At 60.7% G+C, this 16,906-nt stretch carries 14 protein-coding genes; 3 read left to right on the top strand and 11 right to left on the bottom strand.

Translation table 11 applies throughout. The annotated features are described in order from the left end of the window. Positions 1 to 10 precede the first annotated feature (10 nt). From EV700_RS02225 to murJ, 9 genes are all read right to left on the bottom strand, one after another. Entirely contained in the window at positions 11 to 877 is an 867-nt protein-coding gene (locus EV700_RS02225; protein ID WP_130410723.1) for a PilW family protein, read from the bottom strand. After that, entirely contained in the window at positions 877 to 1,380 is a 504-nt protein-coding gene (gene pilV, locus EV700_RS02230; protein ID WP_423201205.1) for a type IV pilus modification protein PilV, read from the bottom strand. Before pilV ends, EV700_RS02225 begins: the two co-directional genes overlap by 1 nt. A 28-nt stretch (positions 1,381 to 1,408) precedes the next feature. Next, the gene (locus EV700_RS02235; protein WP_130410725.1) at positions 1,409 to 1,927 is read right to left on the bottom strand and encodes a pilus assembly FimT family protein; all 519 of its coding nucleotides are present in this window, start codon (positions 1,925 to 1,927) and stop codon (positions 1,409 to 1,411) included. Positions 1,928 to 2,049: 122 nt separating this feature from the next. After that, positions 2,050 to 3,003: a 4-hydroxy-3-methylbut-2-enyl diphosphate reductase gene (gene ispH, locus EV700_RS02240; RefSeq protein ID WP_130410726.1), complete on the bottom strand. Its 954-nt coding sequence runs from the start codon at positions 3,001 to 3,003 to the stop codon at positions 2,050 to 2,052. Positions 3,004 to 3,014: 11 nt separating this feature from the next. Continuing rightward, a complete protein-coding gene (gene fkpB / locus EV700_RS02245; RefSeq protein ID WP_130410727.1) occupies positions 3,015 to 3,494 on the bottom strand; it encodes an FKBP-type peptidyl-prolyl cis-trans isomerase in 480 nt (159 codons plus the stop codon). After that, on the bottom strand, positions 3,491 to 3,994 hold the full coding sequence (lspA, locus tag EV700_RS02250) for a signal peptidase II (RefSeq protein ID WP_130410728.1): 504 nt from the start codon (positions 3,992 to 3,994) through the stop codon (positions 3,491 to 3,493). The genes fkpB and lspA overlap by 4 nt, the downstream gene beginning before the upstream one ends. A 54-nt stretch (positions 3,995 to 4,048) precedes the next feature. Then, on the bottom strand, positions 4,049 to 6,874 hold the full coding sequence (ileS, locus tag EV700_RS02255) for an isoleucine--tRNA ligase (RefSeq protein ID WP_130410729.1): 2,826 nt from the start codon (positions 6,872 to 6,874) through the stop codon (positions 4,049 to 4,051). Continuing rightward, complete coding sequence (ribF, locus tag EV700_RS02260) at positions 6,867 to 7,802, bottom strand: bifunctional riboflavin kinase/FAD synthetase (protein WP_130410730.1); 936 nt, start codon at positions 7,800 to 7,802, stop codon at positions 6,867 to 6,869. Before ribF ends, ileS begins: the two co-directional genes overlap by 8 nt. An 88-nt stretch (positions 7,803 to 7,890) precedes the next feature. Further along, positions 7,891 to 9,468 (bottom strand): murein biosynthesis integral membrane protein MurJ, encoded by a 1,578-nt coding sequence (gene murJ / locus EV700_RS02265; RefSeq protein ID WP_130410731.1) that lies wholly within the window; start codon positions 9,466 to 9,468, stop codon positions 7,891 to 7,893. Positions 9,469 to 9,641: 173 nt separating this feature from the next. Between murJ and rpsT the strand changes: the two genes are divergently transcribed. Together rpsT and EV700_RS02275 are read left to right on the top strand one after the other, a co-directional pair. Continuing rightward, the gene (gene rpsT / locus EV700_RS02270) at positions 9,642 to 9,905 is read left to right on the top strand and encodes a 30S ribosomal protein S20 (RefSeq protein WP_130410732.1); all 264 of its coding nucleotides are present in this window, start codon (positions 9,642 to 9,644) and stop codon (positions 9,903 to 9,905) included. Between the two features lie 224 nt (positions 9,906 to 10,129). After that, on the top strand, positions 10,130 to 10,972 hold the full coding sequence (locus EV700_RS02275) for a HEAT repeat domain-containing protein (protein ID WP_130410733.1): 843 nt from the start codon (positions 10,130 to 10,132) through the stop codon (positions 10,970 to 10,972). A gap of 175 nt (positions 10,973 to 11,147) precedes the next feature. Here EV700_RS02275 and EV700_RS02280 read toward each other — a convergent pair whose 3' ends face one another. After that, positions 11,148 to 12,791: an ATP-binding protein gene (locus EV700_RS02280; RefSeq protein ID WP_242610166.1), complete on the bottom strand. Its 1,644-nt coding sequence runs from the start codon at positions 12,789 to 12,791 to the stop codon at positions 11,148 to 11,150. 74 nt (positions 12,792 to 12,865) lie between these two features. Next, positions 12,866 to 13,585: a response regulator gene (locus EV700_RS02285; protein ID WP_130410735.1), complete on the bottom strand. Its 720-nt coding sequence runs from the start codon at positions 13,583 to 13,585 to the stop codon at positions 12,866 to 12,868. 449 nt (positions 13,586 to 14,034) lie between these two features. Here EV700_RS02285 and EV700_RS02290 point away from each other — a divergent pair, with 449 nt between their 5' ends. Beyond that, entirely contained in the window at positions 14,035 to 16,878 is a 2,844-nt protein-coding gene (locus EV700_RS02290) for a ribonucleoside-diphosphate reductase subunit alpha (protein WP_130410736.1), read from the top strand. Positions 16,879 to 16,906: the final 28 nt, after the last annotated feature.

Here is a 16,906-nt window from a genome sequence, read left to right on the forward strand (position 1 = left end):
ACTCCTCTTGTCAGCAGTCTGAAGGCACGGCGTTTCGCAGCGCCATCGTTGCTGTAAACAACCGGCGGATTCGCCCATCGCGGGGCACCGCTGTTGCCGGGATGGCGGCGTCCAGCACCTGGAAGGCTGGTGACGCCGGCAGGCCGCCCGTCGTGTCCTGCGACCGGACAACAAGTCCGATTTTGACGGCCAGAATAATGGTGGTTGCGGCATTGGGCAGCGCGTTGTATTGAGCCGCCGTCACATAGCGCACCGGCACGCAACTGGTTGCACCGCCGTTATTGATGCCATAAAGGGCCTGGAAACTATCCACACCGGACAGCAGGACGACGCCGGCATCGCCGATAGCCGTCACCACGCCGGTATCCGGATCGTAGTAACCGCCATCACAGGCCAAGGCGGATGGCGTATTTGACGCATTATCCGCCCGGATGAAGTAACGGTTCACAATCACGCTGTTGAAGGGGGCGACATTGCCCTCGCAATCCCGGTTATTGTCATCCAGCGAGGTATGCTGGATCGTCAGCTGATCGCTGGCCGGCCCAATCCCCAAGGCGCTACTGCCGTCAAGACTCAGCAGGGTGGCGTCGGCTACCGCCGAGTCGGTTATCGTGGAAACAACAGCCCGTCTGGAGTACTTGGAGTTGGCCAGCCGGAATTCGGAGGCCTTTGCGCCAGACAGACGAATGTCATGGCCCATGAAATCGAGGGCAAAACGCCCGTTGTCCTGTACGTCACCCATGCCGCGCTGCAGGTTGAAGCTTTGCTGGTTAGCGACGAACAACTGGGTCGCGGCCAGCGCAACCAGCAGGCCGATGGCCAGCGAAACCATCAGTTCGATCAGGGTAAAGCCCTTGTTACGGAAGGATGCTTTCATTAATAAATCTCCAGCATCATGCAATCCGCATTCAGGATATAGCTACCGCCGGTGGACATGCAGTCCGTGGTGGTGTTGCCGACGGTCGGCGACGTCAGATTCCACGAAACCAACACACAACTATTGGTGGCGTTGGTGCAAGGCACCACGGCAAAGCGACCGTTCGGCAGGGTGGAGGCCGCCAGCGTGTTGAGGTTGGCGATATCGAATTGGGCCATCTGTGTCGGGGTGCAGGTATTGGTGATGCACTGGGTATCCGATACTCCGCCCGTGGAACCTGCACGGTAGGTCGCCACGGCATTGATGGCGAAAGTGGCGTTGCTGTTGGCCCGCAGCCGCTCGGCCACTTCTTGGGCAATCGCCATTCCTTGAGTACGGAAATAGGCATCATGCGTGCTGCCGACCGCGCGCACCTGCAGGGCGGCAAAACCCACAACCGCTATCCCCAGAAGCAGGAGGGCCACCATGACCTCAATCAGGCCCACTCCTCGCTGTAATGTCATTGAGCTACTGACGTTCACTATTGCTCTCCTAGGTGCCGCATGTGGTGACTGCCGTGTGACGCATCACAGCCACCCGTCCGAACTGGTTGATCATCACGTTATAGCCAAGCTCACCCGTACGGCCGGAATCACAGACGGTAAACACCATGTTCAGCACGGTGCCGTCCGCCCGGGTGACCTGCCCGGTCGAACCGGTCATTGTCATGGTCAGTAATACCGGGTTGGGGCCGATGGTGATATTGACCGGGATATCCTGACCTTCAAGCGGGTTTGCAGGATCGGTGGCCAAAGGTGTCTGGAAGGCTGTCTGCCAGCCGCCGCGCCAACCGGTCGTGGTATTGACGACCGAAACCACCACGTTCCGACGGGTGGTGATGGACTTGGATCGGGCATCTTTCAAGGAAACGGCAAGCAGATTGGCTGTCGTGGACATCCGGACATTCGACTGAAAGTCACGGATTGACGGTATCGCGAGCGAGCCGATAATGGCCAGAATCGCGACGGTGACCATCAACTCCGGAAGTGTGAAACCGCTTTGCCTGATCATGAAATATCAACCCTGGAAGGCATGGCCTTTTCTTGTTATTGAAGTTAGTAAGAATGCTTCTTGTCCACAAGTCCGTGCAGACAATCGGGGCTTTTGTATGCCCGAGTGACAAAAATTGTCAACTACTCCTCATTCACGAGCGGTATACGCAGTTCCCGGGGCATCGAGAAAACCACATTCTCCTCGCGCCCGGTAATCTCCTCCGGGGATCGGCCGCCCCACTCCTGCAGACGCATTACCACCTGCTGGATCAGGATTTCCGGCGCCGAGGCGCCGGCCGTCAGCCCCACTGAAGCAACACCCTGCAGCCACTCCGCCTGAATCTGATCGGCATTGTCTATCAGATAGGCTCGGGCTCCCATGCGCTCGGCCAGCTCTCGCAAGCGGTTGGAGTTAGAGGAATTGGGAGAGCCAACCACCAGCACTACCTGGCAATCCCCCGCCAGGGTCTTGACGGCATCTTGCCGGTTCTGGGTGGCATAGCAGATATCATCCTTGCGTGGCCCCTGTATCTCGGGAAACCTGGCGCGCAGGGCATCAATCACCCGCGCGGTATCATCCACGGAAAGCGTTGTCTGGGTCACGAAAGCCAGGTTGGAGGGGTCGCGGACCGCCAGGCGGGACACATCCTCTTCATTTTCAACCAGATAGATGGCGCCGCCGGAACCGGTATCGTACTGGCCCATGGTGCCTTCAACCTCCGGGTGGCCGGCATGTCCGATCAGGATGGCTTCAACTCCTTGCCGCGCATAGCGGGTGACTTCCATATGAACCTTGGTCACCAGCGGGCAGGTGGCGTCAAAAACCTTCAGCCCGCGCAGCGAGGCCTCTTCCTGAACGGCCCGGGATACCCCGTGGGCGCTGAAGATAACAATGGCCCCGTTGGGAACCTGTTCGAGCTCATCGACAAAAACCGCACCGCGCTGGCGCAGGTCATCCACCACGAACTTGTTGTGGACCACTTCATGACGGACATAGATGGGACGGCCGAAGACTTCGAGGGCGCGATTGACAATGGCGATAGCACGATCCACACCCGCACAGAAGCCGCGAGGGTTGGCCAGCCTGATTTCCATATTCTTCGCCCTCATGCTTTTATTGTGAACGGTTGTGCATCGGCATCGCGCACACTAATTATATCGACCTCAAAAAGCAAGTCCCGCCCGGCCAGGGGGTGATTGAAATCCACCACCACGGTTTCCTCATGCAATTCCTTGACCACGCCGGGCAGCTCGGACTTGCTCTTGTCGGCGAAGGAGACAATCAGGCCGACCGCCAGTTCGGTATCCACAAACCGGTGCCGCTCGAAGGTCTGGACGTTGCCGGGCTGCCAGTCGCCGAAGGCGTCGGCGGACGGGATCAGCACCGAACGGCGGTCACCCGCCTTCAGGCCGAAGATGGCCTTTTCAAAGCCCGGCGCCAGATTGCCATCGCCGACGGTAAAAACCGCCGGTTCCGGACGTTCGCGGGTGGAATCCAGCAACTGGCCGTCGGCCAGGCAGACCGAGAAATGCAGGCTGACCGTCTTGCCGGGGCCGATACGCTGGAGGGAGTTGTCGGGAATCATGATGCCGCCGCCTGACGTTTGGGTTCAAGAAAGAGGGAGTCGATCACCAGCAACGCCGCGCCAGCGGTAATGCCGCAATCGGCAACATTGAAGGCCGGAAAATGCCAGGTCTGGTAATGCACGTGGATAAAGTCGATGACATAGCCCAGGGTAAAGCGGTCATAGACATTGCCGAGCGCGCCGCCGACCAGCAGGCCGATGCCCGCCATCAGCCAGCGGGCATTCGCGGGCAGACGGGACAGCCAGACCACCATCGCGGCGCAGACACTGATCGCCAGCACGATGAAGAACCAGCGCTGCCAGCCGCCCGCGTCGTGCAGGAAGCTGAAGGCCGCGCCAGTGTTGTAGGCCAGCGTCCAGCTGAACACCGGCAGCAGGTCAATGGACTGACCATGATCCAGCAAGCGTTCGAAATAGGTCTTCGACCATTGGTCGAGCACAAAAACCACCACGCCCAGCCAGAGCCAGTGCAGGTTTTTCAGATTCACCTTGGAAGGCATGACATCGTTCCGCTAGAGGTCGCCCTCCCCCGCCGGGAAGGGCGAACGGGAGTTTCAGGCAAACAGGCGCTTTTCACCGGCGCCGGCAACGTTTTCCACGCAGCGGGCACAAGCTTCCGGATGCTCGGGATGGCTGCCGACATCGGCGCGGTAGTGCCAGCAACGCACGCACTTGGTGAAGGCGGACGGCGTGATCTTCACCCGCAATCCGGCAACATCGGTGGCCTGACCGGCGTCGCTTTCGTCATTGAGACGGGCGGCGGAGGTGATCAGCACGAAGCGCAGTTCATCGCCCAGCACCGCCAGATGCTGCTTCAGCGCCGGAGCGACATACAGGTCCACCTCCGCCGACAGGCCGGAGCCGACTTCCTTGCGGTTGCGGGCTTCCTCGATTTCCTTGTTGACGGCCGTCTTCACCGCCATGACCTGATCCCAGTAGCCGCGGCTGAGCACGCCGGATTCGCCAGTCAACGGCGCGAGGCCCTGATACCAGTCAGCCAGGAATACGGACCCGGCCCGCTCGCCCGACAACTCCTGCCAGATTTCGTGGGCGGTGAAGCTGAGGATCGGGGCAATCCAGCGCACCACGGCTTCAATGATGTGGAACAGCGCCGTCTGCGCCGAACGCCGCGCCAGCGAGTCACGCTGGGTGGTGTACTGGCGGTCCTTGATGATGTCGAGGTAGAAGCTGCCCAGGTCCAGCGAACAGAAGTTGTGCAGCTTGTGGTAGATCTGGTGGAATTCGAAGGACTCGTAGGCGGCCAGGATTTCCTGCTGCACCTGCCAGGCGCGGTCCACCGCCCAGCGGTCCAGCGCCAGCATATCTTCGTTGGCGACCAGATGCTGCGCGGGGTCGAAGCCGTTGAGGTTGGCCAGCAGGAAACGCATGGTGTTGCGGATGCGGCGGTAGCTGTCCGACATGCGCTCCAGGATTTCCTTCGACACCGACATTTCACCGCGATAGTCCGTGGCGGCAACCCACAGGCGGATGATGTCCGCGCCCAGCGTCTTCATGATGTCTTGCGGGGCGACGACGTTGCCCTTGGACTTGGACATCTTGTGGCCCTGGCCGTCGACGGTGAAGCCGTGGGTCAGCACCGTCTTGTAGGGCTTGTTGCCATTGGCGGACAGGGCCACCAGCAGAGAGGACTGGAACCAGCCGCGATGCTGGTCGGAGCCTTCCAGATAGAGGTCGGCCGGATATTGCAGATCGGGACGGCGGGTCAGCACGCAGGAATGGGTGGCCCCGGAATCGAACCACACGTCCAACGTATCCTTGACCTTGTCGTAATCGGCGGCTTCCGCACCCAGCAGTTCGGCGGCGTCGACATCCCACCAGGCGTCAATGCCTTCTTGCTCAACACGTTGTGCAACCTGCTCGATCAGGTCGAGGGTCTTCGGGTGCAGCTCGCCGCTGATCTTATGTACGAACAGGGCGATGGGTACGCCCCAGTTGCGCTGACGGGAAATACACCAGTCCGGACGGTTATTCATCATCGAGACGATGCGGGCCTTGCCCCAGTCGGGCAGCCACTGCACCTCGTCGATCGCCTTCATGGCGTCATCACGCAGGCCCTTCTGTTCCATGCTGATGAACCACTGCGGCGTGGCGCGGAAAATGATGGGCGTCTTGTGCCGCCAGCAGTGCGGGTAGCTGTGGGTGATCTTCTTGTGGCAGAGCAGGCGGCCGTTGGCCTTGAGCGTCTCGATGATCGGCACGTTGGCCTTGTTGACGTGCTGGCCGGCGAACAGCGGCGTGTTCGGCAGGAACACCCCGGAGTTATCCACAGGATTATCCACAGGCAGACCGTAGACGTTGCCGATGACAAAGTCGTCATGACCGTGGCCCGGCGCGGTGTGCACGGCGCCGGTGCCCGCGTCGGCGGTCACGTGTTCACCGACAATCACCGGCACGATCCGCTCATAGAACGGATGCTGCAGGGACAGATGTTCAAAGGCCTGACCGGGCACGGTCGCCAGAATCACCGGATTCTCGGCGCGGTACTGTTCCAGCGCGCCGTCAGCCAGCGTCTTCGCCAGCACCAGCGTACGCGTCTGACCGTCGATGGCGGCCTGAACGACCACGTACTCCAGCTCCGGATGTAGCGACACCGCCTGGTTGGCGGGCAACGTCCACGGCGTGGTGGTCCAGATCACGAAGTCCGCCGAGGCCGGGGCCTGCGCCAGACCGGCGCGCTTGGCGAATTCGGCGGTATCGCGGACGGCAAACGCAACATCCACGGCGTGGGACTGCTTGTCCTCATATTCCACTTCCGCTTCCGCCAGCGCCGAGCCGCAGTCCATGCACCAGTGCACCGGCTTCAGGCCCTTGTGCAGGTGGCCGTTGGCGGCAATCTTGCCCAGCACACGGATGATGTCGGCTTCCTGCTGGAAGTTCATGGTCAGGTACGGATTTTCCCAATCGCCCAGCACGCCCAGACGCTGGAAATCAGCCTTCTGCTTCTCGACATGCCCCTGCGCGAACTCGCGGCAATGCTTGCGGAATTCCTTGGCCGTGACCTTGTCACCCGCCTTGCCGTATTTCTTCTCGACATTCAGCTCGATCGGCAGGCCGTGGCAGTCCCAGCCCGGCACATAGGGCGCGTCAAAGCCGGACAGCGTCTTCGACTTGAGGATGATGTCCTTGAGGATCTTGTTGACGGCATGACCGATGTGGATATCGCCGTTGGCGTAGGGCGGGCCGTCATGCAGGATGTACTTCGGCGCCCCGGCGCGCGCTTCGCGGATGCGGGCATAGAGCTTGTTTTCCTGCCAGTCCTTGACCCAGGCGGCTTCACGCGTGGCGAGGCTGGCCTTCATGGCAAAGCCGGTTTCCGGCAGGTTAAGCGTGGTCTTGTAGTCGGGTTTGGCGTCAGTCATGTTCAACTCGCTGAAAATAGGCGCGGGTGGCCAGCACATCGTTGGCGATGGCGGCCTTCAAGGCATCCAGAGACGGGAAATTGGTTTCGGCGCGCAGCTTGTGGCAAAACTCCACGCCAATGCGGCGACCATAAATGTCGCCCTTGAAATCGAGAATGTGTACTTCAATCCGGTTTTCGCGGCCGTTGACCGCCGGGCGCGTGCCGACATTGGCCGCGCCGAGCAGGGGTTTGTCCCCCAGACCATGCACCTTCACCGCATAAATGCCGGCCAGCGGCGACACCTGCCGGTTCAAGCTGAGGTTGGCGGTGGGAAAATCCAGCGTGCGGCCGATCTTGTCGCCGTGGCGGACGTGGCCGCTGATCATGAACGGACGGCCCAGCAAATGTTCAGCAAGCGTAAAATCACCGGACTGGATCGCCTGACGAATGCGGGTGGAGCTGACCCGGTCCTCGGCCAGGCTGACGGTGGGCGTCTGCTCGACCTGAAAGCCAAACTCCTGCCCGGCCTGCTGCAACAGCGCAAAGTCGCCGGAGCGGTCACAGCCGAAGCGGAAATCATCGCCGATCACCAGATGACGGCAGTTCAGCTGTTTAACCAGCAGCCGCTCGATAAAGGCGCGGGCGGTCAGTGAACGGAACTCCTGGTCGAAACGCGCCAGAAAGACATAATCCAGCCCGCAATCGCGCAGCACGTCCACCTTTTCCCGCCACGACATGATGCGCGCCGGAGCCTTGTCCTTGAGGAAGAACTCCAGCGGCTGCGGCTCGAAGATCATCACCACGCTGGCCAGTCCCTCGGCATGGCTCTGCTCCACCAGACGTTGCAGCATGACGCGGTGGCCGCAGTGCACGCCATCGAAATTGCCGATGGTGACGACGGTCGGGGTCAGCTGCTGGGGATGCTGCCAGTTGCGAAGGAGTTTCATGCCGGTCTGCGTGTCTGAATACCCTGATGGACGGGCGGCTTCTTATGACGGAAGTCCGCCCGGCGGACGAAAGAGCAAGTATAAGGAATTAGTGGCGCAAGTCACGCCACTTGAAGCCGGTCAGGGTCAGCGCCGCCAGATAGGACACACCCCCCGCCACACAAATGCCCAGCAGCCAGAATACCCGCAGCCAGCCGTGCATGTGCATCCACTCGGCTGTCGGCGGCGTCATCCACACCAGCAACCCCACCATGGCGGCATTGGCGATGAAGTAGCGGCTGCCCAGCGCAATCCAATGCCGCTGCAGGCGGAATACGCCCTGACGGTGCAACCCCCAGTACAGCAGTCCGGCATTCAGGAAGGCCGACAGCGTGCTGGCCAGCGCCAGGCCGACATGCTTGAGGTGCCAGACCAGGATCAGGTTGAACACCATGTTGCTGACCATGGCGATAATGCCGATCTTCACCGGCGTCTTGGTATCCTGACGGGCGAAATAACCGGGAGCGAACACCTTGATCAGCATGAACGCCAGAATGCCGCCGGACAGGGCCTTCAGCGCCCCGGCCGACATCATCACATCGTTCTCGGTGAATTTGCCATGATGGAACAGTGCCGCCACCATCGGCTCGGCCAGCACCTGCATCGCCAGCGACGCCGGCAGGCCGACCATGACAATCACCCGCAGCGCCCAGTCGAGCATGGCGCTGAACTCCTCATGGGACTTCTCGGCATACTTGGCGGACAGCGACGGCAGGATGACCGTGGCGATGGCGATGCCGATCAGGCCCAGCGGCAGCTCGGTCAGGCGCTCGGCCGTATATAGCCAGGACACCGAGCCTTCTACCAGGAAGGACGCCAGAATGGTGTCCAGCAGCAGGTTGATCTGGCTGACCGAGACGCCGAACATGGCGGGCACCATCAGGTTCAGGATCCTTTTCACGCCGGTGTCGGCAAAATCGACCCGGAAACGCGGCAGCATGTTGAGCTGGCGCAAAGAAGGAATCTGCATGGCCAGCTGCACCGCCCCCGCCATCATCACTCCCCAGCCCAGCGCCATGACCGGCACATCCATATGCGGCGCCAGCCACCAGGCCGCGCCGATCATGGTCACGTTCAGCATCACCGGGGTGAATGCAGGAACACCGAAGCGGCCATAGCTGTTGAGGATGCCGCCGGCAAATGCCGTCAGCGAAATCATCAACAAATAAGGAAAGGTCAACACCAACAGATCGGAGGCCAAGTTGAACTTCAGCTCGTCCCCGCGGAAGCCAGGAGCAAAGAGGAAGATGATCACCGGCGCGCCGATCATCGCCAGACCGGTAATAATGGACAAGATCAACGTCAGCGACCCGGCGACCTTGCTGACCAGCAGTCGCACGGCATCATCGCCCTGCTGCGTCTTGTATTCCGACAACACCGGCACAAACGCTTGGGCAAACGCGCCCTCCGCAAATAGACGACGCAGGAAATTGGGAATCTTGAAAGCGACGAGGAAGGCGTCCATCAGCTTGTCGGCGCCGAAGACATTCAACAACACCATGTCGCGCACCAGACCGAGGATGCGGGAGAGCATGGTCATGGCGCTGACCACCAGCGTGGAGCGCCACAGGCCTCCTTTCTTGGCGGGCGGCGGGTTTCCGGCAGGCACTACGGGCGAAGACGACATCAGTGAACCATTGGCTGAGTGAAACGCGAGGCTGGTGATAGTAGCGAATTGACCTGTCAAAATCACTAAAAAACACTCGGCACCCTTGACTTGGGGATGAGAGCTAGGCAAAATCGCCCGCCTGATTTTGGGTATTAGTTACCCGCAACCGACTTAATTTTAGGAGTGCCACCGTGGCCAATTCTGCACAAGCCAAGAAGCGTGCGCGCCAGAACGAGCAGCAACGCAAGCATAACGCCAGCCTGCGTTCCATGGTGCGTACCTACATCAAGAAGGTCGTTGCCGCCATCGCTTCCGGCGACAAGGCTGCCGCTTCCGCTGCTTACACTGCCGCTGTTCCCGTGATTGACCGTATCGCCGACAAGGGCATCATTCACAAGAACAAGGCCGCTCGCCACAAGAGCCGCCTGAACGGCCACATCAAGGCCATGGCGTAAGCCGTCCTGATGTAAAAAACCCGCCTCGTGCGGGTTTTTTTATGCCCGTCATCCCCCTTTTGCTACCATCAGTCTCCCCCTCCCCATTCTGTGACCGGATTCACGGAAATCCCTTGGCATTCCTCAATACGATCATCCCCTGATTCCGTGGTTAACCTCCCCGAATCATGCCGGTCGCCATAAAAATTCCATCATTGGCCGGCGGCTTTTAAGGAATTCCAACCATGAGCCCTGTCTTTTCTGTTCGTCTTCTGGCCGGAGTGACCCTGACAGTGCCAGCCCTGCTCTGGATGTTGTCGCCAAACGCACCCGAGCCGAGCGCCGCGTCCTACCGCACACACACCCAGGCCGTTGTCGCGGACAACATGCCCGCCCCCCCGGTTTCAACCCTCGTTACCGCCCACCGGCAAGCAGCCTTGCCCCCTACCGGACACTCCGATGCCCAGATCATGGCCCTGATCCAGCGTCTGGCGAACGCCGGAGACGAAGAGGGGTTGTACCGGATCCGGTCACTGCTCGCCGATCGGGACTCCGGACAGGGATTGCGGCTGGCGAATGTACTGCTGGAGCAATCGGATATCCGGCTACGCCGCGTCGGGATTGATCTGATCACCAGTTTTTCCATGACCGACCCGACAGTTCACCAACAAGTCGCATTACTGCTGAAGGAGGAGCAATCCCCGGAATTGCTGCTGCGTCTGCTGGCCCGCATGGATGCCCCCATTGACCTCTACGGTACGGATACGGAAATCTCGTCCGGGCTGCACCGGTTACTGACCTCCACGGATAATGACGTTCGCTCCCAGGCGCTGCTGCAACTGTTGCAATGGGACGATTACGCCACGCTGGAAGGCTACCTCTATCAGGCGCTGAATGATCCCTCGCCGGAAGTACGCCTGAGCGCCACGACGGTTGTCGGCCTGATCGATACCCGGTCGACCACCCTGAAAAGCGCCTTACTGGCTATTCGCGACAACCCTCGGGAATCCATCGACATGCACCGGAACGTCATCACCGCCCTGCACAACATGGATGCCTACGAGGCGGACCCGCAATCCTCCCTGTAAATCCCCCTTCTCCCGGAAATCCCGGCCAAAAAAAAGCCCGCTCTAGGCGGGCTTAACAGGGGTACATCCAGAAACAACGCATTGGGAGGAGAACATGATCGCTTCATTGGTTCAGTATGCGCCAGACCCCGCCGCCCATCTGTAGCGGCGTTGTCAACTTCATGTAAAGCGGCTGTTAATTTCGCGGCAGTTTGTTACGGCGCTTCTGCACTTCCGGCCAGGACATCTCGAAACGGGCGCCGCCCAGCGTATCGCTCTGTCCCACCGTAATCTGACCGCCAAACCAGAAGGCGATGCGCGACACAATTGACAAGCCCAAGCCGTAACCGCCGGAAGCGCGCGTCCGGCTGTCATCCAGACGGGTGAACGGCTGGAAGATACGCTCGCGATCCTTTTCAGGAATACCGGGACCGTCATCTTCAACCGCGACATGAGCCCAGCCGTCCTCAACCCACGCCGTCAGCAAAATTCGCGACTGCGCATAGCGTCCGGCATTCCCCGCCAGATTTTGCAACACCCGGTGCAGGTAGCGCGCCTCGGCCTCGACTTCGGCAGCATCCGACAACACCCGGTATTCGACCCGGGCCGGCAGCCCCAGCGCGGATGTTTCCTTGGCGACGCGGGCCAGCAACGACCCCAGATCCACCGTTTCAAAATTCAGGACCGGAATGCCTTGTTCCAGTTTGGCGTACGTCAGGATTTCATCAATCAGCTTGTTCAGCTCGTCAATATCATGATCCAGTTCGGTCAACTGCTCCAGACGGGCTTCCAGCTCTTCCGTATCCGCCATCATTTCCATGCCGAAACGGATGCGGGCGACCGGCGTGCGTAACTCATGGGACACCGCCCGGGTCAGTTCGCGCTGGGAATCGATCAGCCGCTGGATATGTTCGGCCATGCTGTTGAAAGCAAAGGCCAACTGGCTGACTTCGTCACGGCCGTCAACATTGGCGCGCGCGCCCAGATCCCCGGCGCGGATGTGGCGAACCGCCTGTTCCACGGTCTTGATCTTCTTTTCCAGCGGATGAATGATGAAGTAGGCCGCCACCGTAATGATGCCCAGGCTGACCGCACAGACAATTAGCAGCAACTTCACCGGCATCCATTCAAAGAGGTACATCGGCCCCATGACCAGCACCTGCCCGGGATACATGGCGGGCGCAATGATGCGGATTGACGAATTACGGGTTCCCGCCCCTTCTTTCAGCGCAATCACCACCTCATTGCGCTTGATGCGGGCGCGCTGGTCCGGCTCCAGCCCCACCGACTCCAGCGGCACCATCGACAACGGGAACGCGAAATAGGGCTGCAACTCCTTCAGACGCTTGGCTTCCTGCCCCCGGAACTGTTCCAGGTCGTCCAGCAGGAACACGGCCATGGCCTTGGCCTGCTGCTCGGACACCTTGCTCATGCGGGCTTTCAGATAGACTTCCTTTTCACCCGGAACCCGCACGTAGATATCCGCCGCGTTATGCGGCACATCCAGACGCAGCACGACCCGACCGGCTGACAGGGAATCCAGCTCATCACTGCTGAAATTCAGGGCGGGAACATTCTTGACCAGACTCAGTTCATTGTTCATCAACTGCCCGGCTTCCTGCAGCCAGGCGTCGCGCGCCGGCCCCGATGGCTGGCGCGCCACCCCCAACGAAATCAGGTGGAAGAAGCCGGTCGCCATTTTTTCACGGTAATCCGCCGCACGCTGCTCATTCAGGACCTGCAATATCAGGTACGCGCAAATGGCGACGGTGCTGATCACAATCAGCAGCCCGCCGTAAATGCGTACAAAGATACTGCTGGGGGGGCGGATCACGATCACGCGGAATACCTCGGGGTGGTGCATTGGAATGAAAAGGCCCGCTGTAACAGCGGGCCCGGGCACACGGCCGCCGCTTAACCGGCGACCGACTCCTTGACGAAGAGGTAGCCCTTGCTGCGCACCGTCTTGATGCGGCGGGGATTGTCGGGATCGTCACCGATCTTGGGGCGGATTCGCGAGATACGCACGTCGATCGAACGATCCTGGCCATCATATTCAATGCCGCGCAGGCGCTCGAAAATGTCCTCGCGGGACAGGATGCGGCCTGCGTTGGAGGCCAGCAGCCACAACAGGTCGTACTCGGCGCTGGTGAATTCCACCGGGTTCCCGGCCAGCGTCACCGAGCGGCCGCCGTTGTCGATCACCAGGTCATCAAACTCCAGCCGCTGCGGCGTTTCATCATCACTGATCTTGTCGGAACGGCGCAACAACGCGCGGATGCGGGCCAGCAGCACGCGCGGCTGGGCGGGCTTGGCGACATAGTCATCGGCGCCCATTTCCAGCCCCAGCACCTGATCCATGTCATCGGTGCGCGCGGTCAGCATCAGGATAGGGTGATGGTAATGCGGACGAATCTCGCGGCAGATGGTCAGGCCGTCGGCGCCGGGCAGCATTACATCCAGCACCACCAGGTCCGGCTGGTCGGAAATGATGCGGCGGATGGCGCGATTGCCATCGGTTTCGATGCCGACTTCCATGCCGTTACGGATCAGATACTCTTGAGTCAGGGTTGCCAGACGCTCGTCATCTTCGACGATCAGGATGCGCGGCAGCTTTTCTTCGGTTTGACTCATGGTCATTTCCTGTCTGTTCTATGTACGGGTGCTGCCGATGATAGTTAATTCCCGGCAACACCCCAAGGGTGGTTTCACGAAAAGACTACCATTGGCTCACCAAAGCCCCGCAAGCCGCTCGTCAGGAATATATTTTTTTACATTTTCGTTTCATCAGGTTATCCACAACCCCATGTTGACCAAGCTCCGGGAAATTCAATTGAAATTCGATTCGTGATCAAATTTCACCCTCCACTTATCCACAGATTCATCCACAGGCCTGAACTCTTGCATCAGGGTCAAAAACGCCTTATTTTGTGCCCCATCCAGCAAAGACACACAATAGATTGTGTTTTGCGCACTCTTTCACACTAACACAGACCGACAAAACCTTCCTGACCGACACGACGACCGCCATGGCCTGTCGCGGGAGCGTTTTTTCGGCTGATTGCGGCGCCGGGAGCCTGAACATGACCATTTCCGCCCAACGTTCCTTTGAAACCGGTGAACCGGGAGCCTCCGTGCTGCCCGGCCAGTTGCGCGTCATCAAGCGCAACGGCACGCTGGTGCCCTACACCGACGACAAGATTGCCATCGCCATCACCAAGGCCTTCCTGGCCGTGGAAGGCAACGTGGCGGCCGATTCGCGCCGCGTCTATGAGCAGGTCGCCTTGCTGACCGCCGCCGTCGGCAATACCTTCAAGCGCCGCATGCCCAGCGGCGGCACCGTGCATATTGAAGAAATCCAGGATCAGGTGGAACTGGCGCTGATGCGTTCCGGCGAACAGAAGGTCGCCCGCGCCTATGTGATCTATCGCGAAGAGCGCGCCCGCCTGCGCGACGCCGGGGTCGCCAAGCCGCACCCGACGCTGACCGTGACCATGGGCGACGGCACCCGCATGCCGCTGGACCTGGGCCGCCTGGAAGGCCTGGTGGCCAGCGCCTGCGAAGGCCTGACCGGCGTCGAACCCGGCGACATCATTGAGGAAACCCTGCGCAACCTGTACGACGGCGTCAAGGAAAGCGACCTGGTCACCACCATGGTGATGTGCGCCCGCGTGCACATCGAGCAGGAACCGAACTACACCTACGTTACCGCCCGCCTGCTGATGGACCAGTTGCGTTCGGAAGCGCTGTCGTTCCTGGGACTGGCCGAGCACGCCACCTACGAGGAAATGAGCGAGCTGTATCCGCAAGCCCTGCCCGTCTACCTGAAGAAAGGCGTGGAACTGGAACTGCTGGACCCCGCGCTGCTGACCGCCTTCGACCTGGCGAAGATTGCCGACGCGCTGAAGCCGTCCGGCGACCAGCAGTTCACCTACCTGGGCCTGCAAACCCTGTACGACCGCTACTTCCTGCACCATCGCGACGTGCGCTTTGAACTGCCGCAGCTGTTCTTCATGCGCGTGGCGATGGGCCTGGCGATGAACGAAAAGGACCGCGAAGCCCGCGCCATCGAGTTCTACAACCTGCTGTCCAGCTTCGACTACATGGCGTCCACCCCGACGCTGTTCAACGCCGGCACGCTGCGTCCGCAGCTGTCCAGCTGCTACCTGACCACCGTGCCCGATGACCTGTACGGCATCTACGGCGCCATCCGCGACAACGCCATGCTGTCGAAGTGGGCGGGCGGCCTGGGCAATGACTGGACCCCGGTGCGCGCGCTGGGCGCCTACATCAAGGGCACCAACGGCAAGTCGCAGGGCGTGGTTCCCTTCCTGAAGGTGGCCAACGACACCGCCGTGGCGGTGAACCAGGGCGGCAAGCGCAAGGGCGCGGTCTGCGCCTATCTGGAAACCTGGCATCTGGACATCGAAGAGTTCCTGGAACTGCGCAAGAACACCGGTGACGACCGCCGCCGCACCCACGACATGAACACCGCCAACTGGGTGCCCGACCTGTTCATGCAACGCGTCTTCGAGGACGGTGACTGGACGCTGTTCTCCCCTTCCGACTGCCCGGACCTGCACGACCTGTACGGCGCGGAGTTCGCCGCCCGCTACACCGAATACGAGCGCCTGGCCGCCGAAGGCAAGCACCGCCTGTTCAAGAAAATGAAGGCGCAGGACATCTGGCGCAAGATGCTGTCGATGCTGTTCGAAACCGGCCATCCGTGGATCACGTTCAAGGACGTCTGCAACCTGCGCTCGCCGCAGCAGCACGTCGGTGTGGTGCACTCCTCCAACCTGTGCACGGAAATCACGCTGAACACCTCGAAGGACGAGATCGCCGTCTGCAACCTGGGCTCGATCAACCTGGTGAACCACGTGACCCCGGCCGGTCTGGATACCGCCAAGCTGGAACGCACCGTCAAGACCGCCGTGCGCATGCTCGACAACGTCATTGACATCAACTACTACGCCGTGGAGCAGGCCCGCAACTCCAACCTGCGCCATCGCCCGGTGGGCCTGGGCATCATGGGCTTCCAGGATGCGCTGTACGTGCTGAACGTGCCCTACAGCTCCGACGCCGCCGTGGCCTTCGCCGACACCTCGATGGAAGCCGTCAGCTACCACGCCATCAATGCCTCCTGCGAACTGGCCAAGGAGCGCGGCAGCTACAGTACCTTTGAAGGCTCGCTGTGGAGCCAGGGCATCATGCCGCTGGATTCCCTGCAGAAGGTCATCGAGGCGCGCGGCGGCAAATTCATTGAAGTCGATCAGAGCAGCACCCTGGACTGGGACAGCCTGCGCCAGAAGGTGATGAGCCAGGGCATGCGCAACTCCAACGTCATGGCCATCGCCCCGACCGCGACGATTTCCAACATCTGCGGCGTCTCGCAATCGATCGAACCGACCTACCAGAACCTGTACGTGAAATCGAACCTGTCCGGCGAGTTCACCGTGGTCAATCCCTACCTGGTCAATGCGCTGAAGGCGCGCGGCCTGTGGGACGCGGTGATGGTCAACGACCTGAAGTACTACGACGGTTCCGTGCAGAACATCGACCGCATTCCGGACGACCTGAAGGCGCTGTTCGCCACCGCCTTTGAAGTGGAGCCGCGCTGGATGGTGGACGCCGCCAGCCGCCGCCAGAAGTGGATTGACCAGGCGCAGTCGCTGAACCTGTACATCAGCCACGCGTCCGGCAAGAAACTGGACATCACTTACCGCATGGCCTGGTACCGCGGTCTGAAGACCACGTATTACCTCCGCGCAATCGGCGCCACCGCCACCGAGAAATCGACGATTTCCGACGGCGCGCTGAATGCGGTGAAGGCCGTGGTGCAGGAAACTCCGGCCGAGTTTGCCGAAGCCGCGCCGGTGCCGCTGGCCTGCTCGATCGACAATCCGGATTGCGAAGCCTGCCAGTAACGATTGAACACCCTCCCCGTGCGCGGGG

Source organism: Fluviicoccus keumensis, from assembly GCF_004217445.1.
Lineage (GTDB): Bacteria > Pseudomonadota > Gammaproteobacteria > Pseudomonadales > Moraxellaceae > Fluviicoccus > Fluviicoccus keumensis.